The sequence below is a fragment of the Nocardia anocheti genome (genome assembly GCF_029675105.1).
GTDB lineage: Bacteria > Actinomycetota > Actinomycetes > Mycobacteriales > Mycobacteriaceae > Nocardia.
On record NZ_JAQQFV010000008.1, the window covers coordinates 121,106 to 142,374 of the forward strand.

A 21,269-nucleotide genomic window follows, 5' to 3' on the forward strand; every position below is an offset into this window, starting at 1 on the left:
CCACTATTTCGGCAGGCGGGATACGGCCGCGAGGAGCAGCGCGCCACCCGCGAAACCGATCAGCGTCGCCAGGCTGGTGGCGACGCCGGAGCCGAGCACACCCAGCGCGGCGATGATGATCGCGATGCGCTTGTTCGCGGCGATACCGACGATGCCGCAGCCGACACCGGCCACACCGGCCAACAGGTAGAAGAACATTGCCGCTGCGGCGGATTCACTGACGGTGCCACCGATTCCGTCTTCGGCGAGCTCACTGAGCGAGAACGACCCGAAGACGATCTCCACCCACGGCACGGCGATCGTGAGCAGTGCGAGCAATCCACTGGCGATGGCGGTAACGCCACCCCCGATGGCAGACAGCGGTCGGGACGGGGCCGCGGACATGACGGGGGTGCCGAATCCGTGCGGAGCGGGGTGCTGGGGAGGGTTGGAGTTCTCGGGATGTGTCATCGCCCGGCCTCTCTCATCGGTGTGGGTCTTACACCTTGGTGATGCCGACGTGCGTGAATCCGGTTCGCACGCTGGTTGATTCAGCTCACTATTCCAGTGAACCGATGGCTCGCCGGATCGCATCAACTGGTTACACGGACGAACTCGCCCGAATCAGGAGGAGAAGCGATGAGAGTTTCGACAGCTGGTACGGGCCGTATTCGTCGCCGGAGCGGTGCGCAGACGATTCGACGATCTCGTACTGAGATTTCAGGAGGATCCCGAATACCGGGAGTACATCGCACGATTGAGCTCCTGCGCCTACAACTCAGGAAGCGAAGGGCCCTCGTTCGGCGGCAACCCACCCAACACCGGGCCGGGATGGTACTTCGGTCACTACAACGGCATATAGACCCGTCCCGCTTTCGGTACTTCGGCCCCGCCCGCACGCTGAGCGCGTCAAGCCCAATGCCGTCGTACCCACAGTGATTCGATCGCGTCCGTGATCTGTTCCGTGCCCGGCGGCGGGGCGGTCGAGTGTACGACGTCCCACACCTTCGCCATCACGGATCGGACGGTTCGCTGGGCGACTCCATCCGGGCGCGCGACCAGGAGGACCTTGTCCTGAATTCCGGCCAGGGACGCCTGCGGGACCGTTCCCTCGGGGAGGTGATACGTCGGTAGGTCGGCGACGAGCCGGTCGACTTCGTCCCCGGAAAGTTCCCTGATCGAGCCCGCGGTGGGCACGGCATCTTCGGGAAGGCCGCCACGGGTCTGCCACCCACGCCTTTCGCGTCGGCGACCGGTTTGGTGCCGAAGGGCAGCGCCAGCGAAAGCACTCGTGCTCCATGGCCGAAGACATCCAACGCTTCGTCGGTGAATTCGAGCTTGTATCGGTAGGTGCTGGGTTCGGTGAGGTGGGCGACTCGGTGACCGTACAACCACACGTCCAGACCGCGGCCCTTGATACGTGCCACCGGTTACTGTTCCTCGACGGACACGCGGCTGAACTTGGGCACCACGACGGTCTCGTAGCCGCACTCGGACAGGGCGCGGATGGCCGTTTCCATGCTGACCGCACCGCCTCGTTCCAACCGTGACACCGTCATTCTCGTGACTCCTAGCCGCTCGGCCAGGTCCGCTTGGTGGAGGCCGCGCCGCTCTCGAGCATGACGCACCGCCTGACCGAATTCGGCCGGGGTTATCGCTCGCACGTGATCCATATATCAATCATACTCGACAGAACTGCATGAAGATCGATATAGCGATCATAGACGGTGAGCGATCAAATGATCGCTATACCGATCACCCAGGGCTGGCGGTGCGGGCCCTCGTGGCGGGTCGAGGCCAGAAGGTCAGTAGTCGACGTGGCGGTTCCGCCGACCAGGGAGGGGCGGCCGGGTTTCGGGGCGGGTCAGTGGGAGTAGTCGCGGAAGGTCATGACGCCGCCGACGAGGATGAGGATCACCGTGAGGATGTAGACGGTGACTCGGATCCAGGTGGGGCCGTAGAAGCTGACCGCCATCGACGCGCCGAGTGCCGCGAGAATCAGCACCACGCCGTAGAAGGGTGTGCGTTGCTCTCTGTCAACCATTCCTCCAGTGTCCGCCGCGGGGGCGCGAGCGGCAATGGTGGAGGAAAAGTGGGCGGTGAGCGGACGGCGGGTCCGCTTGCCATCGATGGCGGCGCTGTGTTTGCGTAGCTCGTTGTCTCCATCAGAAACGGTCATCTTCGGCGGAAGGCTGAGCAGACTGATGCGGATCGGCAGATTTCTTCGGGTGGCCGCGCTTTCTCTGGTGACCGTCGCCGGGCTCGGTCTCGCGGCCGCTCCGGCGGGGGCGGATGCCGAATTGGACCGATATCTGGACCTGCCGCTGGTGAATCGGGATGCCGCGCAGGGGCCCGGTGGGGTCAATCCGGAATTGCCGTATGACGGGGCGCGATTGCGGGAACTGCTGGATCAGGCCAGGGCGCAGAGGGTGGCGCCGACGCGGTATGCGGCATTGCTGTATCAGTATTGGCTCGTCGATGTCACGGGGAAAGCGGGGATCGACCTGCGGAGCTGGGACCCCCGGGCGGGTGTGCGGGCCAATCGGCAGAATCTGATCAATTCGTATCGGTATTACGAAGACCTGCAATTGGCGCATCGGGAATTGCAGTGGGCGGGGATGGGCGGGCAGGTCGGCGCCGATTTCGGTGGCGGGCTCGAGGACTTCGAGCTGATGACCGACATCTACAGCACGCCGGGGATCTCCGAGTCGGCGCGGGCGGTGATCGGGGCGGTAGGGCAGGTAGCGGGGCCGCAGGCGCTGGCGCAGCTGCCGCGTGGGCTGTTCGCGCTGGCCGAGGCGGGCTCGCAGATCACACCCGAGGACCTGCGCTACCTCATCGGCGCGATTCTGGTGATGCAGAAGAACATCTTCTCGGATCTGATGCCCATGCACGACGCGTATGTCACCGAGGGGTTGGACGCGCTCGCGGAATTCCAGGCGGCCGGATTGTTCGGTGACGACATCATGAACGCCTGGCGCGATATCGCCTCCGGTGACAACGATCGCATCGCGCGCGGAAATGGCATTCTGCTACGGCGCGAACAGGATTGGGTGATCGGCGAGCAATGGAATCAGGCCCGTGCGTACAAGGGCGCGGTGGGTGAGGCGATCACCTATGCCAGCGGGGCGGCGGGGTCGCCGTCGGTGGCCGGGGTGCGGCCGCCACGTGAATTCCGGCCGGTGCGTATTCCGTTCACCATGGCCGACGGGAAACCGGCGCTGCTGACGCTGCCGCTGCCCGACTGGAACTGGTCGGAACTGGACCCGCGCTGGGATTACATCACCACCGAACTGCTCCCGAAATACAAGGACCAGGTCGAGAACAATTGGCCCGCACTGGAAGCCACCATGCGGACACCGTACGAGATCCAGATGGAATCACACCGGCCGCTGCTGACCATTCCGCAATTGCTGGATTCGGCGATCCGCGGCTTGCAGATCACGCCGGTCGAGCGGGAAATGGCGGTGAACTGATGCGGAACTGGACCGCGGCGCTGGCCGCCACGCTGATGATCGGCAGCGCGGGAATGGCTGCGGCGGAACCGGTTCCGCCGCGCACACCGGGGCTCGGTGAGATCTTCAACGGCTATGTGGTCGGTGCGTTGCAGGGCGCGACGCCGGGCTCGCCGGAGGAGATCTTCCGTGGCCTGCGCGCCGACGATCCGTTCTACGTCGAGCCCCCGCTGACCGGGACCGAGAAGCCGGGCACGCTGCTGAAGTCGAAGAAGGTCGACGTACTGTTCACCGGGCTCAAACCGGCGAATCTGGACGCCTACAAGCTCATGTATGTCACCACCGGGCTGGACGGGGTGACGCCCGAGATCAGCACCGGCATCCTGATGATCCCGCGTGACGGGCAGCCGGTGGCGGAGAAGAAGTTGATCTCGTATCAGGAGGCCAACGACAGCGTCGGCTGGTCGTGTCATCCGAGTACGCAGTGGACCGGGGGCGCGCCGTTCGACGGGTCGTCGTGGTCGGCGCTGGGGCCGTTGGCGCTGATGTTCGGCAAGGGGTACGCGGTGATGATCTCCGATGTCGGCAACGACGCCGACCGTGCGCCGCACGGGGTCTTCGCGGGTAAGTACGCCGCGCACACCCAGCTCGACGGGGCTCGGGCGGCGCTGCACTTCGGGGAGGCGGGGCTGGACCCGGCGACCCAGATGGCGCTGTTCGGGATCGCGGGTGGTGGAGTGGGTGCGGCGTTCTCGGCCGAATTGCAGCCCACCTACGCGCCGGAGCTGAATGTGAAGTCGACGGTGCTCGAGGGCATGGTCGTCGATCAGCGCAACTTCCTGCGGGTGGCCGACGGGTCGGTCGGTTCGGGATTCGGGTTCGCGACACTGCTCGGGCTCGAGCCGCGATACCCGGAGATGCGGGTGGACGACAAGCTCAATCCGCTCGGGCGGGCGGTGGCCGATTTCTATCGGACGCAGTGTCAGGACGCCTATTTCACGATGCCGTTCGTGCCGCTGCACGCGCTGTTCGCGACCGGCCGCAGCCCCGCCGACGAGCCCGACTTCCAGCGTGCCTTCGACGACAACTTGCTCGGCCGCTCCGGCGCGCCCACCTCGAAGGTGCTCATCGCCTCGTGCGGGGCCGACGACTCGTTCATGTCGCTGGTGCCCGCCCAGGACGCTCGCGATCTCGCCGACGCCTACCGCGCGCAGGGCACCGATGTGAGTTATCAGCCCACCGACTGCGGGATGCTCACCATGCTCACCGACCTCTACGGCTGGGGCACCGACCTGTTCGGCATGCAGACCATCGACTGGCTGGCCGCCCAGTTCGACTGACTAGCCACGCATCCGGGTGAGCAGGGCCGCGACCGCGGGGTCGGACTCGGCGGCCGCGTCCAGGGCGGTGGCGAGGGTGGACTCGTAGGTGGGGTGGGCCGCGCGGTAGCGCTCACGACCCGCGTCCGACAGGACCGTGTAGACGCCGCGTTTGTCGTCGGGGCACAGGTCGCGATAGGTGAGGTCGGCGGCGGCTAGGCGGGCGACCAGGCGGGTCACCGAGCTCTGGTTCAGGCCCAGTTTCGCGGCGAGGTCCTGCATGCGCAGCTCGCTGTCGGGGGCCTCGGCGAGGAAGCCGAGGGCGCGGTACTCCGACAGACCGAGGCCGTGCTGACGTTGCAGTGCGGTGCCGAGCCGGGACTCGACCTGGGTGTGCAGGGTCAGGACGGCGGTCCAGAGCTGAGCGTCGGTCGTCATCTTTCTTCTCCTTCGGTCTTGACATCAGCTTACTTGTACATGCAAACTCTTCCAAGTAGTTGCACATACATACATCTAGTTCGGGAGTTTTCATGGCCTGGGTTTACCTGCTCGTCGCGTCGGTCTTCGAGGTCGTGTTCGCGCTGAGCACCAATGCCACGCACGGGTTCACCGTGCTCGGCCCGTCACTGCTCACCGCCGCGGCGGCGGGCGCGGGCATCTTCTTCCTGAGCCTCGCCCTGAAGACGCTCGACGTGGGCGTGGGCTACACGGTGTGGACCGGGATCGGTTCGGTCGGCACCGTCACCTTCGCCACGGTCGTCTTCGGCGAGACGCTCACCCTCGGCAAGGCGCTGGCCTTCGTGCTCATCATCGGTGGCGTGCTCGGGTTGAAGATCGCCGACACCGTCGCCGCCCGGCCGGTCGAACCGGCCGCCGTTCCCGCCTGATCCCCCACCCTCATCTCGTTCTCGGCAAGGAGTTCTGTCATGGCCTGGTTCTACCTCGGCATCGCCATCCTGTTCGAAATCGCCTTCGCGCTCGGCACCAATGCCACCAAGGGCTTCACGCGGCTGTGGCCGTCGGCGTTCACCCTGGTGGCGGCGGCGGGCGGGATCTTCACGCTCAGTCTCGCGCTGAAGACCCTGGACGTGGGTGTGGGCTACACGATCTGGACCGGCGTCGGCGCGATCGGCACGGTGATCCTCGGCGCGGTGATCTACCACGAGAAGATCACGCTGCCCAAGGTCTTGTCGTTCGCGGCCATCATCCTCGGCGCGGTCACCTTGAAGATCGCTTCGGGTGTGTAGGCGGGGTTCGGCCCGCCCGGCACCACCGCCGTCACCGCTCCGGTGACGGCGGTGCTCGCGTCGGCGGTGATCGCGGGCGCGGCCGGGGCTCAGCGCGAGCGGCGGTAGGCGGCGACGAACATCGTGACGCCGACCGAGATGGCCGCGACGACGGCGATCGTCAACAGGATCAGCGGCATGGTCGCGACGGCCGCGCCCGCGCCGTTGCGGCGGATCAGCGCGGCGGCGATCAGCGGGCCGACCATGGCCAGCCCGGCCGCGGTCAGCAGCATCCCGCCGGTGATCAGTTCGACGGGGCCGAGCGAGACGCCCGCCGAGCGGGCTCGTCGCACAGGTTGAACTCCGGCACCCAGCAAACGATGCTCGACGGACATGGTTTCCCCTTCCCGGTTACCACGCGGACACCCTGGTGAACTGGTATCCGAAAGGTACCCCCTCCGGGTTCGAGCCACGCCGCACCGTGATCCGACTGACGCCGAGACCGCATCAGCTACTTTTCAGCGACCGGCGCGTCGTCGGGCATGCTCAGGCGTGGCGGTCGTAGCGGGAGCGGGCGCGGTCGTGGGCGGTGCGCAGGAGTTCGCGGACGGTGTCGGCGGTGCGGTCAGCCGGGTCGACGACGGCGAGCCAGCCCGCCGGGGCATAGAGCGGGTGGGCGTGGACGACGTCGGGGACGCTCGGATCGCCCTCGGGTGTGGCGTGGTCGCGCAGGGCCCGCCTGCCCACGGCGATATTGACGCGGAAGGCGCCGGGGCGGTCGAGGCGGGAGCGGTCGTCGCCGGGGTAGTTCTTGGTGACGATGGTGGCGAAGGGTTGTGTGGTGGTGGGGACCTCGCCGTCGGGGGCGTAGTAGAAGAAGGTGTCGCCCCAGCTGATCTCGGGGTGGGCGCTGCCCTCGGTGGGGCTCAGGACGAGGACGCCGCCGAGGCCGCGGACGTAGTCGATGATGTCGGTTATCGTCATGGTTCGAGCGTCTCATTGATGTGCTGGTGTGGGTTTTTCGATCGATGTCCGGGGGTTTCGCGTGGAAAACCTCAACTCGCTGGTCGGGCGGACCGCTGATGTCGCGCGGCGGGCGGGGTATTCCGTGCAGCAGGTGCGTGATCTGGAGCGGGCGGGGGTGTTGCCCGCGGCCGAGCGGACGGCGGGTGGGCATCGGGTCTATCGGGAGATCCATGTGCGGTCGGCGCTGGCCTATCGGGCGCTGGCGGCCGGGGCGGGGCCGGGTGAGGCCAAGATGATTCTGCGGGCGGCGCAGGCCGGGCGGGCGGGCGCGGCGCTGGCGGCGGTCGACGCCGCGCACGCGCGGTTGCACACCGAGCGGGTCGATCTCGGGCTCGCGGTGCGGGCCGCGGCGGTGGTGTCGGCGGAACCGATCGGCGAGGTGCGGCGCTCGGACGCGCTGACGATCTCCGAACTGGCCGACGCGCTGGGCATCCGGACCTCGGCGTTACGGCATTGGGAGGCAAGCGGTCTCGTGACGCCGGAGCGCGACGGCACGGCGCGGCGCTACTCCCCCGCGCAGGTGCGCGACGCGCGAATCGTGCACCAGTTGCGGCAGGCGGGGTATCGCATACCGCTGGTGCGCACGGTGCTGCCGGAGTTGTTGCGGGCGAGCGGGTCCGAGGATCTGCACGGTGCGTTGACGGCGAGGGAGTCGGCGATCACCGCGCGTTCGCTGGCCCTGCTCGAGGGCGGCGCCGAGTTGGCGGCGGTGCTGCGGGCTCAGTCCTCGGCGGGCTCGGCCGTGGTGCCCGACAGCGGCATGGCGGGCAATCCGAGCTTGCGGTGATCCCAGGACCGGACCCGGTTCGGTTCGACGCGCACCACGATGCGCTTGTTCATCATGGCCTCGACGAACGGATGCGTCTCGGGGCTGTACGGGCCGACGTAGCGTTCGTAGATGTCGATCGCCGCCTTCCAGTACTCGTCGGCGGTGGTGTCCTCGAGCAGGCTCGCGGTGCCCTCGATCGCGACGCCGCGCAGCTGGTCGTAGGTGTCGCCCGCCTCGGCCATGCAGGTGATGGTGGGGTCGCGACGCAGGTTCACCGCCTTCTGCGACTTGGCCTTGGTCTCGAAGTAGATCACCCCGTCGATGTGCCCGAACCACATGGCGGTCAGATGCGGTTTGCCCTCGCGGTCGAGGGTGGCCAGCGTGAGCACCCGGCTCCGGTCCAGGAATCGCGCGATCTCCTGCTCGCTCATCCGCACCGCCGCCCGCTGATTGACTCCCACCACTGTCCACCTTCCGATCCGAGTCCCTTGGCGCCGACCCTACCCAGCCCCGCCCCACCCCGAACCCGAACGACCGAACACCACCCGCCGCTGACGACGACCAGGCGATCGCGGCGCAGACAGTCCTATTCACCGCAGAAAATGCGGTGAATAGGACGTACAATCGCCGCATGGACTCCGGGCGTCGGCGCTACATCTGGGAAGACCCGGGGTGGCCCGCGCTGCGGTACGACGCCGCGCGCCTCGCCATTCCACTCGCGGAGGTCGCGCACGCGCAGGGCAAGCTGCTGGGCAGGCTCACCGATACGCCACCGGAGATCCAGGACCAGGCCGGGCTCGCCGCGCTCACCGCCGACGTGGTGAAGACCAGCGAGATCGAGGGCGAGTTGCTCGACGTGGAGTCGGTGCGCTCGTCGATCGCACGCAGGCTGGGCGTCGATATCGGCGCGACCATCCCCGCCGACCGCAGGGTGGACGGAGTGGTCGACATGATTCTCGACGCCACGATCGACCACGACCTTCCGATCACCGCCGAACGACTGTTCGGCTGGCATGCCGGGCTGTTCCCCACCGGATATTCCGGGATCTCCCGCGTGCGGGTCGGCGGCTGGCGCACCGACGAGACCGGGCCGATGGAGGTCGTCTCCGGCCCCTACGGCCGACAGCGCGTGCATTTCGAGGCGCCGCCCGCAGCTCGGCTCGATACCGAGATGCGTCGATTCTCGGCGTGGTTCGACGCGACGTCACCGGATCACCCGATCGTGAAAGCCGGTCTGGCACACCTGCGGTTCGTCACGATCCATCCCTTCGATGACGGAAACGGCCGTATCGCGAGGGCTCTCGGCGATCTGGCGTTGGCTCGCGCGGACCGCAGCCCGCGGCGCTTCTACAGTGTGTCCGCGCAGATCCAGCGCGAACGCAAGGCCTACTACGACATTCTGGAACGCACCCAGAAGGGCACCCTGGATGTGACCGACTGGCTGACCTGGTTCCTCGAGACTGTCCGGCGCGCGATCGTGGCCGCGCAGGAGAACGTCGACGGCGTACTCCAGACGGCGAAGTTCTGGCGTCGCTGGGATCAGACGGTCCTCAACAGCCGCCAGATCACCGTGCTCAACCGGCTACTCGACGGATTCGACGGAAAACTCACCAGCCGCAAGTGGGCGATTCTCACCAAGTCGTCGCAGGACACCGCGCTGCGCGATATCAACGAACTCGTCGAGATCGGTGCGCTGCGACGTTCCGCTGCCGGGGGTCGCAGTACGTCCTACGAACTCGTCCCCTGAGTCGGGCTCATCGGGGGGTGATCAGGGAGGTCGGTGGTGGCGGCGGCGACGGTCGGGTAGACGCCGATGGGGGTGTCGCCCGCTTCGGCGGAGCCGAGGGCGTCGCCGAATTGGGCGATGGAGCGGGCGATGCGGAAGTCGATGCGGCGGTGGGCCAGGGCGTTGCGGAGGTCGAGCAGCATCTGGGCGGCGGTGACGTCGAGGCCGGGGGAGGTTTCGGCGTCCAGGACGACCAGGCGGGTGTCGTCGGTGCACAGCTGTTGGATGCGGTCCTTGACGTAGTCGGCGTTGGCGAAGAACAGGCCCGATTCGACGCGGACGACGAGCAGGTCGCGGCGGGCGGTGAGGTCGGAGTGGCGGGCCGTGTCGACCCACAGGCCACCGGATTTCGCCAGGGCGGCGATGTGGGGTTGGGAGGCGCGGTAGACCAGCAGCAGGATCGAGACGCCGACGCCGATCAGCAGGCCGGGCAGGGTGTCGAACAGCAGCACGCCGAACATGGCCGCCAGCGCGGCGAGGAAATCGGCGCGGGCGGCGTGGCCGTAGATGCTGCCGAGCAGTTGGGTCCAGACGCGGTAGAGGCGGCGCAGGGCGGCGATGTCGACGAGTTCGATGACGGCCGCGATCACCACCGCCGCCAACGTGGCTTCGGGCAGTTTCTCGAACAGGCCGGTCAGGAACAGCAGCGTCAGCAGGGTCAGCGCGGCGACGACGAGTCCGCTGACCTGCGTCTTCGCTCCGGCGCCACCATTGACCGCGGTCTTGGACAGGCTCCCGTTCACCACCATGCCCGAGGCCAGGCCGGACCCCAGATTGGCCGCGCCGAGCCCGAACAGTTCCCTGTTGGGGTCGATGGTGTAACCCGCCTTGGCGGCATAGGTTTTCGCCGCGCCGAGCCCCTCGGCGAAGCCGATCACCAGCACGCCGACGGCCGGGCCGAGCAGGTCGAGGTAGTCGTGGAAACCGACGCCGCCCGGCAGCCCGAGCGCGGGCAGGCCCGCGTCGATATGGCCGACGATGGCCACGCCCTTGTCCTCGAGATCGAACAACTGCACTGTCACGATGCCGAGCAGCACGGCCAGCAGCGAGCCGGGCACCAGCGGCAGCCAGCGTCGCAGACCCAGCACGACGGCCAGGCTGAGCAGCCCGATCAGCAGGGTGCGCCACTGGGTGTCACCGAGATTCCCCAGCAGTCCCCAGGCTTGTGCGAAGAAGTCGCCCTCGTGCTTGTGGACGCCGAACAGCTTGGGTACCTGGCCGATGATGATGGTCAGGGCCAGGCCGACGATGAAGCCCTTCAGCACGGGTTCGGAGATGAACGCGGCGATGAAGCCGAGCCGGATCAGCCCGGCCAGCAGCCCGACGAGGCCGGTGGCGACGGCCAGCGCCGTGGACAGGGCGATGTAGCGTCCCCCGTCGGCACCGGCCAGCGGGGTGATGATCGCGGCCGAGAGCGCGGCCGTCGCCGACATCGGCCCCACCACCAGGTGCCGCGAACTGCCCGCCAGCGCGTAGAGGACCAGCGCGGGCACGGCCGCGTAGAGACCGACGACCGGCGGCACCCCGGCGATCGAGGCATAGGCCAGCGCCTCGGGCACCAGCACCGCCCACACCGTGAGCCCGGCGATCACATCCGGCCTGATCCAGGTGCGCCGATACCCGTGCAGCGACTCGAACACCCGCACCCGCTACCCCCTTCAGAGCCCGCCGACGCCCTTGCCGACCACCGCGCCCATCACCAGCAGCACGATCGCCATCACCGCGTGGTTGTTGGCCTGCAACCACTGCCGGGCGTTGTCCAGGACGGGCCCGAGCCGGTCGGCGGCGAGCGCGTAACCGAGCACCACCGCGAGTACGGTGGCCGACCCGAGCAGGGTGAACACCACGATCGCGACGATGTCGCCACCGGTGCTCAACCCGCCCGCGCCGATGGCCACACCCGCCGACACGCACAGCAGCAGATTCTTCGGGTTCGCCGCCGAGAGCACCGCGCCCAGCCCCGCCGCCTTGACCACGGTCAGGGTGTCGATGGCCCGCATCCAGCCGGGCACCTCGGTGTCGGCGCGCGAACTCCGCTGCTCGGCGGCCAGCGCGATCAGCAGCACGCCGAGCACGATCTTGATCCAAGGACGCCGCCGGGGACGGGTCCTTGCCCGTCGAATCGCCCAGCAGACCCGACAGCAGCGTCACTACCAGGGTGACGAGCAGAATGCCGCCGACCCATCCGGCCGCGAACCCCTTCGCCGCCCCGCCCGCGTTCTTCGACAGGATCATGAGGATGGCCGCGACGATCGGGATCGGCGAGATCGCCACACCCACCGCCAGCGGCAGCAGATCACCGATGACTGAGCCCATGCGGTTCACGCTAGGAGTGGGTGGGTACTCGCGCGTCACACGTTGTGGGTGAGATCGGCGTGCGTTAACAGAGTTCGTGAGCAAGGCGAAATATCAGGTACACGAGATCGAGGGAGGACGTCTTATGTCGTATCGATCCATGCTCGCCGCGGTATCCGGGGTCGCGCTGGCCGTCGGACTGGCGGCGGCCGGACCCGCCACCGCGCAATCGGAGCTCGACGACTACACCCCGCTGGACCCCGTCGACTTCCAAGTGCCCGGCCCCGAACACGCGGGCACCGTCTTCTTCAGCACACCCGACGGCCGCCACTGCGCCATCTACTGGAACAACGGCCCGTCCGGCTGCGACGCGGTGCCGATCGACGCGCCCGAGGGCACCAACCAGGTGCGCGTGGGCATCGTCGAGCCCGCGCGGTTCGTGGCCTCGGAGGAACCGACCTTCACCCATCCGGACGCCCAAGTGCTGCCGGAGGGCCACCGGATCACGCTGGAGAACACCACCTGCGGGGTCGGCTACCAGGGGACGGTCAGCTGCGAGGTCGGTGAGCACGGCTTCGTGCTCGCGGCCACCTACGCCGTGCTGCGCTAGGCCCTGATCAGCTCGAACAGCGCGGTGACGCTCTGTTCGCCACGCCCCGCCGCGACCGCGCGGCCCAGCAGGTCGTGCATCGGGGCGTGCCAGGACAGGTCGACGCCGGTTTCGGCGGCGAGCGCGCGGTCGTCCTCGGTCGCGGTGTGGAACAGCGCGACCGAGGACCCCAGCCGGGTGTAGTCGGCGCTGTCGATCTCCTCGGCCAGCACCGGCAGGATCGACTCGATCATCCGCAGCCACTTCACCGAATGCTCGACCATGCTGCGCGCGGGCAGTCCGCGCGCGGCCAGCACCGCCGCGCCCTCCACGAAACCGAGCAGCGCCGGGAGCAGGGTCGCGCCGACGGCGGACTCGTAGAGGGCGGCCAGATCCGGTTCGGGACCGAGGAATTCGAGATCACCACCGAAGACCCGCAGCGTGTCGCGATGGTCGTCGAAGACCTGCCGCTCGCCACCGAAATACAGCAGCGTGTCCGGATCACCCACGGCCGCGGGGACATTCTTGATCGCGCCGCCCAGATAGCGAGCGCCACCGCACTGCGCCCAGCGCGCGAATTCCCTTGTCTGGGCGGGTGTTCCGCTGTTGAGGGTGATGAGGTCGCGCCCGGCCAGCGCATCGGCGGGCAGGCTATCGCGGGTCGCGTCGAAGCTGGTCATGGCCGCGATGGTCAGCGGGCTCGCGGCGACGGCTTCGGCGCTGGTGGGGTGCGCGGTCGCGCCCGCGGCGACCAGGGGCGCGGTGCGCTGCGCGGTCCGGTTCCAGAGGTGGGTGCGGTATCCGGCCGCGAGCAGCGCGGCGGCCAGGGCGCTGCCCATCGACCCGGTACCGAGCACGGTCACCGACTTGTTCATCCCGACTCCGATCGTCCGGGAGATCCGGCGATCTCCGCTGACCCGAGTCTCGGTGCCCACCGCGCGAGCCCACAAGTACGCACTTTGCCCGTCAGTTGCGCACTTTCGGGTAAGCGACGAGGTCGGGCGGCTGTGAAGTGTCCAGGGTCGACGCGAGGATCGCCGGGGTGCCGGGTGGGCGTCGTAGAGTTTGCGTATGTCGGACGCCGAAATGACCGAATTGGTGCAGCGCCGGGTGGACGAGGCCCTGCTCGGTGGACCACGGATCTATACGCGCACACAGGTGGGCGAGCGGTCCGGGGTGCCCGAGGCCGAATCGCGGCGGCTGTGGACGGCGCTGGGGTTCCCAGCCACCGACGACGATCAGGTCGACTACACCGAACTCGACATCACCGCCGTCACCGGTTTCCGCAGTATGAAGGTGGTGGCCGCGTCCGGACTCCGGCAGCAGGCCGCGGCCGCGCGGACCATCGGTCAGGGCATGGCCCGACTGGCCGAATGGCAGGCCGACCTGGTGATCGCCGAGATCAAGGCGCGCGTCGCCGACGCCGATCCGGCCATCCCGCTCGATGAACGGGTCACCGCCGCCACCGCGGCGACACTGGCCGGGATCGAGCAGTTGCAGGCGTATGTGTGGCGCAGGCATCTGGCGGCCGCGGCGGCGCGCGTGATGGACGAGACCGGCGCCGCCACCGAGGGTTCGCTGCGCACGCTGGCCGTCGGTTTCGCCGACATGGTCGGTTTCACCCGGCTGACCAGGCATCTGCATCCCGACGAATTGTCCACGCTGCTGGAGGCTTTCGAGTCCACCACCACCTCGGCGATCACCGACAACGGCGGCTGGGTGATCAAGAACGTGGGCGACGAGGTGATGTTCGCCGCCGAGACCGCCGTCGACGCGGCCCGCATCGCGCTGGCCATCCAGGAGTCGACCATGCTGGTCGGCGGTACCCCGGAACTGCGGGTGGCCATGGCCTATGGCGAGGTGCTGCAACGTTTCGGCGATCTCTACGGGTCGGTGGTCAATATCGCCGCCCGGCTCACCGGCGTGGCCCGCCCCGGCAACATCCTCATCGACGACGCCGCCGCGGCCGCCCTCGACGACCACCCGGAGTTCGCCATCCGTCACCTGCGCAGCGTCCGCGTCCGCGGCTTCAACCGCCTGCGCCCGCACCGCCTGCGTTCGGCATGACCGCGAACGTGCGGCGCGACGACACCGTTGCCTAGGGTATGCGGGTGGAGATGGACTGGGACGGCGTGCGCGAGCGGTGCACGGTATTCGCCGACGACGCGGTGCTCGCGCTGAACAAGCCCGCCGGGATCTCGGTGACCGGGGAGCGGCACGACACCGATCTGGTGGAGCTGGCGCGTACCGCCGGGACACAGCTGTATCCGGTGCACCGGATCGACAAGGTGACCTCCGGGCTGGTGCTGCTGGCGACCGAGCTGGCCGCGCACGGGCAGCTGACCAGGCAGTTCAACAAGCAGACAGCGCGCAAGCGGTATCTGGCGATCGTGTCGGGGGCGCAGCTGCCCGATCGCGGCGAGATCGATCTGCCGTTGAGTGTGGGCCGCAAGAACCGGGTGCGCATCGCGGCGCAGCGCGAGGCGATCCGGCGCGCGGGCGATCGCTGGTACGTCGACGAGGCGGATCTGCTGCCCGCCAAGAACTACCCCTCGCTGACCCGTTTCGTCACCGTCGCGCGGCACGGGGAGCACGCGCTGCTCGCGGTCGAACCGGTCACCGGGCGACGGCACCAGATCCGCGTCCAGCTGGCCTGGATCGGTCATCCGATCCTCGGCGACCCCCTCTTCGACCGCACCGCCACCCACCCCCGCACCCACCTGCACTCCTGGCGGCTGACCCTCGACGCCGACTGGCTGACACCGCCCGTGCTCGCCCTCGAGGCGACTCCGGGCCCCGACTTCTGGACGCCGTTCACCGACGACCCCGACAAGGGCGCCGAACTACTGCGCACCGCGTCCGAGTTGATCGCCGAGCCGTAGCCGAGCCCTCGACCGTCCGGTGACCAGCGTCACAGACCGGGGGTCTGGTTTCGGGTGGTGGCGCGGCTCATGGAGACGGATAAGCGCAGGTCATCTAGCCTGGATGGGTGCCGATGAGTCATACCGGCGCACTCTGACGCAACGGAGCGATCCCAGAGAAGAAAGCGACTGCCGATGATCCTGGCGGCTCAGCTCAGCGACACCCACTTCGACCTCAGCACACGCAACACCGAACGGGTGGAGGCGGTGATGGGCTACCTGGCGGAGCTGCCACGCAGGCCCGACGTGATCCTCGTGACCGGTGACCTCACCGACTCCGGCAAGCCCGAACAGTACGCCGAGGCCCGCCTGGCCCTGCGCTCCGAGATCCCCGTGCACGTGCTGCCCGGCAACCACGACGACCGCGCCGCCCTGCGCGCGGAATTCCTCGGCGAACCCGCCAGCGCCACCCCCGTCAACAGCGCCCACCGCGTCGGCCCGCTGACCGTGCTCATGCTCGACTCCAGCATTCCCGGCGAACCGAGCGGCCGCCTCGACGAGGACACCTACGACTTCCTGCGCACCGCCCTGGCCGAAGCCCCCGCCGACGGCCCCATCCTGCTGGCCCTGCACCACCCCCCGAAGCCCCTGTTCAGCCCGATCGTCGACGTCATCGCGCTGGCCGACCCCGGCCGCCTGGCCGCCGTCGTCGCCGGTGACGCGCGCATCGTCGGCACCCTCACCGGCCACGCCCACTCCCCCATCGCCACCACCTTCGCGGGCAAACCCATGATCACCTGCCCCAGCACCGCCTCGGTCCTCGGCGGCACCTGGGAGGTCACCCCACCCCACCGCGTCATGGACTACGCCCCCGACCCCGCGATCGCCCTGCACGTCATCGACGAGTCCTTCGGCCTGACAACCCATTTCCGCACGGTAGCCATGGGCGGATGGCTCTCGGAGCCCCCCGCCTGACCACACTCCCAACCCCGCACCCGCGACCCCGAGGAGCGGCGGCCGACGAAGTCGGCCGGTCGCGGCCCGGGCCGCGACTCGAGCGCGCCAGCGCTCCAAAAACACAGCCGTATACCCCCCCTGGGTCGGTACACAGGTTCTCCACACAACCCCCACCGCAGCTCTCACCGTCCACACAGCCCCTCCTGGCAGACTGGACGCGTGACAGACACGCCCGTGGCCCAGATCCGCGGACCCCTACGCCCCATCGAACTGGCGACCGCCGCGGTCATGGCCGGTCTCACCGTCGGCCTGATCACCGTGGGTTCGCTGGTCCCGATGGCCGCCGCCCTCCAGCTGGTCGCGGCGGTACCCCTGGGATTGCTGGCACACCGCTATCGCCTGCGCGCCCTGGCCACCGCCACCATCGCCGCCACCCTGGTCACCTTCGTGGCGGCGGGCATCATGCCCGCCCTCGGCGTGCTGGGCGCGGCCACCCTGGCCGGGATCATCGGCACCGTGAAGCGGCGCGGCGGCGGGTTGCCGACCGTGCTGGCGTGGTCGGTGGTGGCCGGGCTCGGCTGGTCGCTGTTCACCGTCGGCACGCTGCTGCTGTTCAGCCGGACCAGGCAGTTGTTCTTCGACGCCATCCGCAATACCGCCCAGGGCATCCAGAACCTGGCGGCCCGCCAGTCCCAGCTCGAACCGCTGGGTCGGATGGCGGCCGAGGCGACCGACGCGGTGCTGCGCTGGTGGTGGCTCTATATCGGCGCTTCGGTGGCGCTGGGCGTGGTGACCAGCGCGATCATCTCGTGGTTCGTCCTCGGCTCGGTGCTGGACCGGCTGGCCTGGCTACCCGGCAGCGACCGCCTCGACGCCCCCGCCGACGACCGCCCGGTCGCGCCGCTGCCGGTCAGCCTGCACGAGGTCGGCTACCGGTACGCGGGCGCGAGCTCCGACGCGCTGTCCGGCATCGAGCTCACCATCCGGCCCGCCGAGTTCGTCGCCGTCGTCGGCCACAACGGGTCCGGCAAGTCGACGCTGACCCGCGTGCTGGCCGGTCGACCGCCCACGACCGGCACCGTGCAGCGTCCCGGCTCGGCCGGGCTGGGCGAACTCGGCGGCACCGCGCTGGTGCTGCAACGTCCCGAGAGCCAGACCCTCGGCGTCTCGGTGGCCGACGACGTGGTGTGGGGCCTGTCGGCCGAGCTGGCGGGTGAGGTGGACGTGGACGGCCTGCTGGCCGAGGTCGGCCTGGCCGGGATGGGCGCGCGCGAGACCGCGACGCTGTCCGGTGGCCAGCAGCAGCGGCTCGCGGTGGCCGCGGCCCTGGCCCGCCGCCCCGCCCTGCTCATCGCCGACGAGGCGACCTCGATGATCGACCCCGACGGCCGCCGCGACCTGGTCGCCCTGCTGGCCGAACTCCCCCGCCGCCACGGCACCGCCGTCGTCCTGGTGACCCATCACGAAGCCGACGCCAGCGCCGCCGACCGGGTGATCCACCTGGCCGACGGCCGGATGGTCGCGCACCTGGCCAGCTGGCCGCAACCGGCGCGCGACCAGCGTCGACGCCCGATGGGCGAGCCCATCCTGGAGCTGTCCGGGGTGCGCCACACCTACAACCGCGGCACGCCGTGGGAGGCGCCCGCGCTGCACGGCGTCGACCTGTCGGTGCGCCAGGGTGAGGCGCTGCTGATCGTCGGTGGCAACGGTTCGGGCAAATCGACGCTGGCCTGGATCATGGCCGGACTGGTGGCCCCGAGCGAGGGCCGCTGCACGCTGCGCGGCGCCCCGGTGGACAAGAAGATCGGCGATATCGCGCTGGCCTTCCAGCACTCCCGGCTGCAATTGCAGAAGCAGACCGTCGGCGCCGAGATCGCCGACTGGGGCGGCCGGGCGACCGGGTCCGGCGCGGTCGGCAAGGCCCTGGACGCGGTCGGTCTCGATCGCGGGCTCGCCGCGCGCTCGATCGAGGAACTCAGCGGCGGCCAGGCCAAGCGGGTGGTGCTGGCCGCCATGGTCGCCAGCCATCCCCAGGTGGTGGTCCTGGACGAACCGCTCGCTGGCCTGGACCCGCAGGGACGCGCGGAAATCGTGGAACTGCTGGCCCGACTGCGGGATTCGGGGCTCACGCTGATCGTCATCTCGCACGACGTGAGCGATATGGCGGCGGTGTGCGACCGCACGGTGCATCTGGACTCGGGGGTGATCGCCGAGACCGCGCGTCAGCCGGTCACCGCGGCGGCGGGCCGCGATCCGGTCTGGCGCCTGGACCATCCATCACACAACGAACCGGGGATCCGATGAGCACCGTTCTGCTGCGCGAGGTCCCGGTCGACAGCGTCGTGCACCGGCTCTGGGCCGGGACCAAGATGATCGCCGCGTTCCTGATCAGCCTGCTGCTGATGTTCCTGCCGATGTGGCCGGTGCTCGGACTGATCATCGCGTTCCTGGTGGTGATCTGGGTTGCCGCGCGCCTGCCGATCCGCACCCTGCCCCGGCTGCCGTGGTGGTTCTGGGGACTGGTCGCCGTCGGCGCGCTGATCAACGCGCCGATCGGCACCAAGGCGCTGCTCGGCTACGCGCAGGTGTTCGTCTTCGGCATGGTGCTGGTGGCCGCGTCGTTCCTCATCGCCTACACCACACCCATGGGCGAAGTGGCGCCCGCGCTCGCCAAACTCGGTGCGCCCCTGCGCAAGCTGGGCCTGCCGGTCGACGAGTGGGCGGTGGTCGTGGCGCTCACCCTGCGCGGTCTGCCGCTGCTGCTCGACGAGATCCGGGTGCTGCGCGCGGCCCGCAAGCTGCGCCCCAAGGACAACCTGATCCATCGCGCCGCCGACCAGAATCCGCTCATCGACATCCTCACCGCGTGCATGGCGGTGGCCTCGCGCCGCGCGGGCGAACTCGGCGAGGCCATCACCGCGCGCGGCGGCACCGGCATGCTCACCGCGCATCCGAGCAGACCCGGCCGCGCCGATGTGATCGCGCTGCTGATCGTCGTGGCGGTGTGCGCGGGCGGGGTGGCGCTGGGCACGGCGCTCTGAGGCCCGACCTCCCGGCCACCGCCCGCGCGCCGGGCGATACTGACTCGCGTGACCGACAGCGAGCACGCGATACCGGCTTGGCAGCGACCCACCGAGGGTGAGTCCCGGCTCGCCGCGACCGGCGCCATCCTCGGGATCATCGTGGTGCAGGTGCTGCTGCCCAACGAGTTCCTGCCCGCGCCCGCGTGGGCGCTGCCCGCGCTGGAACTGGGCGTGCTGTTGATCCTGTTGATCGCCAACCCGAGCCGGATGGATCGGGAGGAACGCTGGATCCGCGGACTGAGCCTGGTGCTGGCCGGGCTGATCAGCGTCGCCACCGCGCTGTCGGCGCTGCGGCTGGTGCACACCATCGTCGTGAGCCAGACCGAGCAGGACGCGACCACGCTGCTCGGCAGCGGTGCGCTGATCTGGGCCACGAACGTGATCGCCTTCTCGCTCTGGTACTGGGAGTTCGATCGCGGCGGCCCGGCGGCCCGAGCCAACGGTCGGCAACCCGTCCCCGACTTCCTGTTCCCGCAGATGCAGGACCCGCCCACCACCGACCCGGACTGGCGGCCGGAATACCTGGACTACCTGTATCTTTCCTTCACCAATGCCGCGTCGTTCGCCCCCGCCGACGTGCTGCCGCTCTCGCGCTGGTGCAAGAGCGTGATGCTGGCGCAGTCGGCGATTTCGCTGGTCATCGCCACGCTGGTCATCTCACGGGCGATCAACATCCTGCACTGACCTCATAGCAATTATCTATGAGAGATCTCAGGTTTAAAATCCGATTCCGCCTGTCGGCAACCCCACAGCGGGCTATGGTTCAACCGATAATTCGAGCTGGACCGCTGTACGCGCCGTCACTCGGTTCTCGGGGGAGCCACGACCGCGGCGCTTTCGTTCGGGCACGTCAATTCGTTTGGCACGTCACCTGATGAACCAGATGGGAACGTACACATGATCATCCGTAAGATCGCCGCGGTCGCCATCCCAGCGCTCGCGGCAGCGCTGGTCGGAACCGGCATCTCCCATGCCGATCCGGTCACTCCCAATGTCGACTACCGCACGGAATTGGTCGGCAACAAGGTCGTCACCACCCTGACCAACGGGACTTTCGAGCTCACCGGCAACGGGGTCGAGATCCGTGATCAGGCGGGGGCCGCCGTGGTCGCCCTGCCGCTGTCGGTGCGCGACGGCAGCCTCGAGTACCCGCTGCCGCACGCGGTGAGCCAGAACCAGACCGTTCTGGAGATCACCGCCGTGAAGGACGTGGCCCTCGCGAAACCCAATCTCACGCCGGTCGCCTCGCCCGCGGAAAACTATGCGGCACAGGCGAACTTCGCCTCGACCTTCGGCTTGGCCACTGCGGTCGGCAGCTTCGTCGGCATGGCCATCGGCGCGGTGATCGGCCTGGTCGTCGGCGCGGCGGCCGGTGGCGTCGGCGCGATTCCCGGCTTCATCACCGGGGCCAGCATCGGCGGCATCATCGGCAGCCTGGTCGTCGGTGGTCCCACGCTGATCGTGGCGGGCCTGGACCTGATCAACACCCTGGCCGCCCCGCCCGGCACCACCCAGTGGGCGCAGCAGACCAGCTGACCTGTGCCCCAGTCACTCTCGTGCCGGGCGTTACCACCGGCCCGGCACGGGAGTGCCCTGCGGAAAGACGTGCCGAGGCCCGCGAAAGACCATCGGGCAAACTCTCGGCACGCTGATCCGGCGGACCGGTGGCGGCCGGTCCGCCGGGGCAGATCAGTGCTGTTCGCGCACAGCCTTCTTGGCCGCTTCCTGCGCGGAATCGACCTGGCCCGCGAACTTCCCGCCGGTCTTGGCGTCGACCACATCACCGGCCTTGTCGATGATGCCGTCCACCTTGTCGGCGTTCTTGGCCGCCAGATCCATCGCCTTGCCCGCCAGGTTCTTGAAATCCACCGTGCACTCCTCGCTGTGTCCAACCGCTCCAACGCGATCACCCTAGCAACACCAC

The 21,269-nt window shown here is 68.9% G+C and carries 24 protein-coding genes and 1 pseudogene; 14 read left to right on the forward strand and 11 right to left on the reverse strand.

Annotated elements, in window-relative coordinates:
* Positions 1 to 3: 3 nt before the first annotated feature.
* The 3 genes from QC180_RS21570 to QC180_RS21580 all read right to left on the reverse strand — a co-directional run bounded on the left by QC180_RS21570 (position 4) and on the right by QC180_RS21580 (position 2,023).
* Positions 4 to 318 carry a hypothetical protein gene (locus QC180_RS21570; protein ID WP_278264608.1) on the reverse strand — a complete coding sequence of 105 codons (315 nt, stop codon included), beginning with the start codon at positions 316 to 318 and terminating at the stop codon, positions 4 to 6.
* A gap of 1,091 nt (positions 319 to 1,409) precedes the next feature.
* Positions 1,410 to 1,652 (reverse strand): helix-turn-helix transcriptional regulator, encoded by a 243-nt coding sequence (locus QC180_RS21575; protein WP_278264609.1) that lies wholly within the window; start codon positions 1,650 to 1,652, stop codon positions 1,410 to 1,412.
* Positions 1,653 to 1,843: 191 nt separating this feature from the next.
* Positions 1,844 to 2,023, reverse strand: a complete 180-nt coding sequence (locus QC180_RS21580; RefSeq protein WP_278264610.1) for a hypothetical protein — start codon at positions 2,021 to 2,023, stop codon at positions 1,844 to 1,846.
* A gap of 160 nt (positions 2,024 to 2,183) precedes the next feature.
* Here QC180_RS21580 and QC180_RS21585 point away from each other — a divergent pair, with 160 nt between their 5' ends.
* Together QC180_RS21585 and QC180_RS21590 are read left to right on the forward strand one after the other, a co-directional pair.
* Positions 2,184 to 3,455 (forward strand): hypothetical protein, encoded by a 1,272-nt coding sequence (locus QC180_RS21585; RefSeq protein ID WP_278264861.1) that lies wholly within the window; start codon positions 2,184 to 2,186, stop codon positions 3,453 to 3,455.
* On the forward strand, positions 3,455 to 4,774 hold the full coding sequence (locus tag QC180_RS21590) for a lipase family protein (RefSeq protein ID WP_474646507.1): 1,320 nt from the start codon (positions 3,455 to 3,457) through the stop codon (positions 4,772 to 4,774). Before QC180_RS21585 ends, QC180_RS21590 begins: the two co-directional genes overlap by 1 nt.
* Here the strand turns inward: QC180_RS21590 and QC180_RS21595 are convergent, their stop codons facing one another.
* Entirely contained in the window at positions 4,775 to 5,191 is a 417-nt protein-coding gene (locus QC180_RS21595) for a MarR family winged helix-turn-helix transcriptional regulator (protein ID WP_278264611.1), read from the reverse strand.
* Positions 5,192 to 5,283: 92 nt separating this feature from the next.
* Between QC180_RS21595 and QC180_RS21600 the strand changes: the two genes are divergently transcribed.
* Positions 5,284 to 5,640, forward strand: a complete 357-nt coding sequence (locus QC180_RS21600) for a DMT family transporter (RefSeq protein ID WP_278264612.1) — start codon at positions 5,284 to 5,286, stop codon at positions 5,638 to 5,640.
* 39 nt (positions 5,641 to 5,679) lie between these two features.
* Positions 5,680 to 6,000 carry a DMT family transporter gene (locus tag QC180_RS21605; protein ID WP_278264613.1) on the forward strand — a complete coding sequence of 107 codons (321 nt, stop codon included), beginning with the start codon at positions 5,680 to 5,682 and terminating at the stop codon, positions 5,998 to 6,000.
* A gap of 89 nt (positions 6,001 to 6,089) precedes the next feature.
* On the opposite strand, the gene QC180_RS21610 is transcribed toward QC180_RS21605, so the two are convergent.
* Entirely contained in the window at positions 6,090 to 6,374 is a 285-nt protein-coding gene (locus QC180_RS21610) for a hypothetical protein (protein WP_278264614.1), read from the reverse strand.
* A 151-nt stretch (positions 6,375 to 6,525) separates the two neighbouring features.
* Positions 6,526 to 6,963, reverse strand: coding sequence for a DUF6194 family protein (locus QC180_RS21615; RefSeq protein ID WP_278264615.1), 438 nt, complete (start codon positions 6,961 to 6,963; stop codon positions 6,526 to 6,528).
* 61 nt (positions 6,964 to 7,024) lie between these two features.
* Between QC180_RS21615 and QC180_RS21620 the strand changes: the two genes are divergently transcribed.
* Positions 7,025 to 7,792: a MerR family transcriptional regulator gene (locus QC180_RS21620; RefSeq protein ID WP_278264616.1), complete on the forward strand. Its 768-nt coding sequence runs from the start codon at positions 7,025 to 7,027 to the stop codon at positions 7,790 to 7,792.
* On the opposite strand, the gene QC180_RS21625 is transcribed toward QC180_RS21620, so the two are convergent.
* Positions 7,726 to 8,235, reverse strand: a complete 510-nt coding sequence (locus tag QC180_RS21625; RefSeq protein ID WP_278264617.1) for a pyridoxamine 5'-phosphate oxidase family protein — start codon at positions 8,233 to 8,235, stop codon at positions 7,726 to 7,728. The two genes, QC180_RS21620 and QC180_RS21625, sit on opposite strands and share 67 nt — an antisense overlap.
* Before the next feature lie 170 nt (positions 8,236 to 8,405).
* Between QC180_RS21625 and QC180_RS21630 the strand changes: the two genes are divergently transcribed.
* Positions 8,406 to 9,521 (forward strand): Fic family protein, encoded by a 1,116-nt coding sequence (locus QC180_RS21630; protein WP_278264618.1) that lies wholly within the window; start codon positions 8,406 to 8,408, stop codon positions 9,519 to 9,521.
* Here the strand turns inward: QC180_RS21630 and QC180_RS21635 are convergent.
* A complete protein-coding gene (locus QC180_RS21635; protein WP_278264863.1) occupies positions 9,503 to 11,200 on the reverse strand; it encodes a SulP family inorganic anion transporter in 1,698 nt (565 codons plus the stop codon). The two genes, QC180_RS21630 and QC180_RS21635, sit on opposite strands and share 19 nt — an antisense overlap.
* An 18-nt stretch (positions 11,201 to 11,218) precedes the next feature.
* Positions 11,219 to 11,876: pseudogene (locus QC180_RS21640) on the reverse strand (GAP family protein).
* A 124-nt stretch (positions 11,877 to 12,000) separates the two neighbouring features.
* On the opposite strand from QC180_RS21640, the gene QC180_RS21645 reads away from it, so the two are divergent.
* The gene (locus tag QC180_RS21645) at positions 12,001 to 12,465 is read left to right on the forward strand and encodes a hypothetical protein (RefSeq protein ID WP_278264619.1); all 465 of its coding nucleotides are present in this window, start codon (positions 12,001 to 12,003) and stop codon (positions 12,463 to 12,465) included.
* Here QC180_RS21645 and QC180_RS21650 read toward each other — a convergent pair.
* Entirely contained in the window at positions 12,462 to 13,319 is an 858-nt protein-coding gene (locus QC180_RS21650; RefSeq protein WP_278264620.1) for an NAD(P)-dependent oxidoreductase, read from the reverse strand. The two genes, QC180_RS21645 and QC180_RS21650, sit on opposite strands and share 4 nt — an antisense overlap.
* Before the next feature lie 196 nt (positions 13,320 to 13,515).
* On the opposite strand from QC180_RS21650, the gene QC180_RS21655 reads away from it, so the two are divergent.
* The 7 genes from QC180_RS21655 to QC180_RS21685 all read left to right on the forward strand — a co-directional run bounded on the left by QC180_RS21655 (position 13,516) and on the right by QC180_RS21685 (position 20,881).
* Positions 13,516 to 14,511: an adenylate/guanylate cyclase domain-containing protein gene (locus QC180_RS21655; RefSeq protein ID WP_474646508.1), complete on the forward strand. Its 996-nt coding sequence runs from the start codon at positions 13,516 to 13,518 to the stop codon at positions 14,509 to 14,511.
* A 50-nt stretch (positions 14,512 to 14,561) separates the two neighbouring features.
* Entirely contained in the window at positions 14,562 to 15,326 is a 765-nt protein-coding gene (locus QC180_RS21660) for an RluA family pseudouridine synthase (RefSeq protein ID WP_278264864.1), read from the forward strand.
* A 174-nt stretch (positions 15,327 to 15,500) separates the two neighbouring features.
* Positions 15,501 to 16,280 (forward strand): metallophosphoesterase, encoded by a 780-nt coding sequence (locus QC180_RS21665; RefSeq protein ID WP_278264622.1) that lies wholly within the window; start codon positions 15,501 to 15,503, stop codon positions 16,278 to 16,280.
* A 201-nt stretch (positions 16,281 to 16,481) separates the two neighbouring features.
* Positions 16,482 to 18,566, forward strand: coding sequence for an ABC transporter ATP-binding protein (locus QC180_RS21670; protein ID WP_278264623.1), 2,085 nt, complete (start codon positions 16,482 to 16,484; stop codon positions 18,564 to 18,566).
* A complete protein-coding gene (locus QC180_RS21675; RefSeq protein ID WP_278264624.1) occupies positions 18,563 to 19,303 on the forward strand; it encodes an energy-coupling factor transporter transmembrane component T family protein in 741 nt (246 codons plus the stop codon). The genes QC180_RS21670 and QC180_RS21675 overlap by 4 nt, the downstream gene beginning before the upstream one ends.
* A gap of 48 nt (positions 19,304 to 19,351) precedes the next feature.
* Positions 19,352 to 20,029, forward strand: coding sequence for a DUF1345 domain-containing protein (locus tag QC180_RS21680; protein ID WP_278264625.1), 678 nt, complete (start codon positions 19,352 to 19,354; stop codon positions 20,027 to 20,029).
* 213 nt (positions 20,030 to 20,242) lie between these two features.
* The gene (locus QC180_RS21685) at positions 20,243 to 20,881 is read left to right on the forward strand and encodes a DUF8020 domain-containing protein (protein WP_278264626.1); all 639 of its coding nucleotides are present in this window, start codon (positions 20,243 to 20,245) and stop codon (positions 20,879 to 20,881) included.
* Between the two features lie 153 nt (positions 20,882 to 21,034).
* Here the strand turns inward: QC180_RS21685 and QC180_RS21690 are convergent, their stop codons facing one another.
* Complete coding sequence (locus QC180_RS21690; RefSeq protein WP_278264627.1) at positions 21,035 to 21,214, reverse strand: antitoxin; 180 nt, start codon at positions 21,212 to 21,214, stop codon at positions 21,035 to 21,037.
* Positions 21,215 to 21,269 lie beyond the last annotated feature (55 nt).

Bases quoted from the DNA above. Each gene is read 5' to 3' on its own strand.
- QC180_RS21600 (WP_278264612.1), top strand. From the start codon at position 5,284: ATGGCCTGGGTTTACCTGCTCGTCGCGTCGGTCTTCGAGGTCGTGTTC.
- QC180_RS21610 (WP_278264614.1), bottom strand. From the start codon at position 6,374: ATGTCCGTCGAGCATCGTTTGCTGGGTGCCGGAGTTCAACCTGTGCGA.
- QC180_RS21590 (WP_474646507.1), top strand. From the start codon at position 3,455: ATGCGGAACTGGACCGCGGCGCTGGCCGCCACGCTGATGATCGGCAGC.
- QC180_RS21615 (WP_278264615.1), bottom strand. From the start codon at position 6,963: ATGACGATAACCGACATCATCGACTACGTCCGCGGCCTCGGCGGCGTC.
- QC180_RS21630 (WP_278264618.1), top strand. From the start codon at position 8,406: ATGGACTCCGGGCGTCGGCGCTACATCTGGGAAGACCCGGGGTGGCCC.
- QC180_RS21605 (WP_278264613.1), top strand. From the start codon at position 5,680: ATGGCCTGGTTCTACCTCGGCATCGCCATCCTGTTCGAAATCGCCTTC.
- QC180_RS21650 (WP_278264620.1), bottom strand. From the start codon at position 13,319: ATGAACAAGTCGGTGACCGTGCTCGGTACCGGGTCGATGGGCAGCGCC.
- QC180_RS21660 (WP_278264864.1), top strand. From the start codon at position 14,562: ATGGACTGGGACGGCGTGCGCGAGCGGTGCACGGTATTCGCCGACGAC.
- QC180_RS21575 (WP_278264609.1), bottom strand. From the start codon at position 1,652: ATGGATCACGTGCGAGCGATAACCCCGGCCGAATTCGGTCAGGCGGTG.
- QC180_RS21665 (WP_278264622.1), top strand. From the start codon at position 15,501: ATGATCCTGGCGGCTCAGCTCAGCGACACCCACTTCGACCTCAGCACA.
- QC180_RS21595 (WP_278264611.1), bottom strand. From the start codon at position 5,191: ATGACGACCGACGCTCAGCTCTGGACCGCCGTCCTGACCCTGCACACC.
- QC180_RS21585 (WP_278264861.1), top strand. From the start codon at position 2,184: ATGCGGATCGGCAGATTTCTTCGGGTGGCCGCGCTTTCTCTGGTGACC.
- QC180_RS21655 (WP_474646508.1), top strand. From the start codon at position 13,516: ATGTCGGACGCCGAAATGACCGAATTGGTGCAGCGCCGGGTGGACGAG.
- QC180_RS21645 (WP_278264619.1), top strand. From the start codon at position 12,001: ATGTCGTATCGATCCATGCTCGCCGCGGTATCCGGGGTCGCGCTGGCC.
- QC180_RS21675 (WP_278264624.1), top strand. From the start codon at position 18,563: ATGAGCACCGTTCTGCTGCGCGAGGTCCCGGTCGACAGCGTCGTGCAC.
- QC180_RS21685 (WP_278264626.1), top strand. From the start codon at position 20,243: ATGATCATCCGTAAGATCGCCGCGGTCGCCATCCCAGCGCTCGCGGCA.
- QC180_RS21580 (WP_278264610.1), bottom strand. From the start codon at position 2,023: ATGGTTGACAGAGAGCAACGCACACCCTTCTACGGCGTGGTGCTGATT.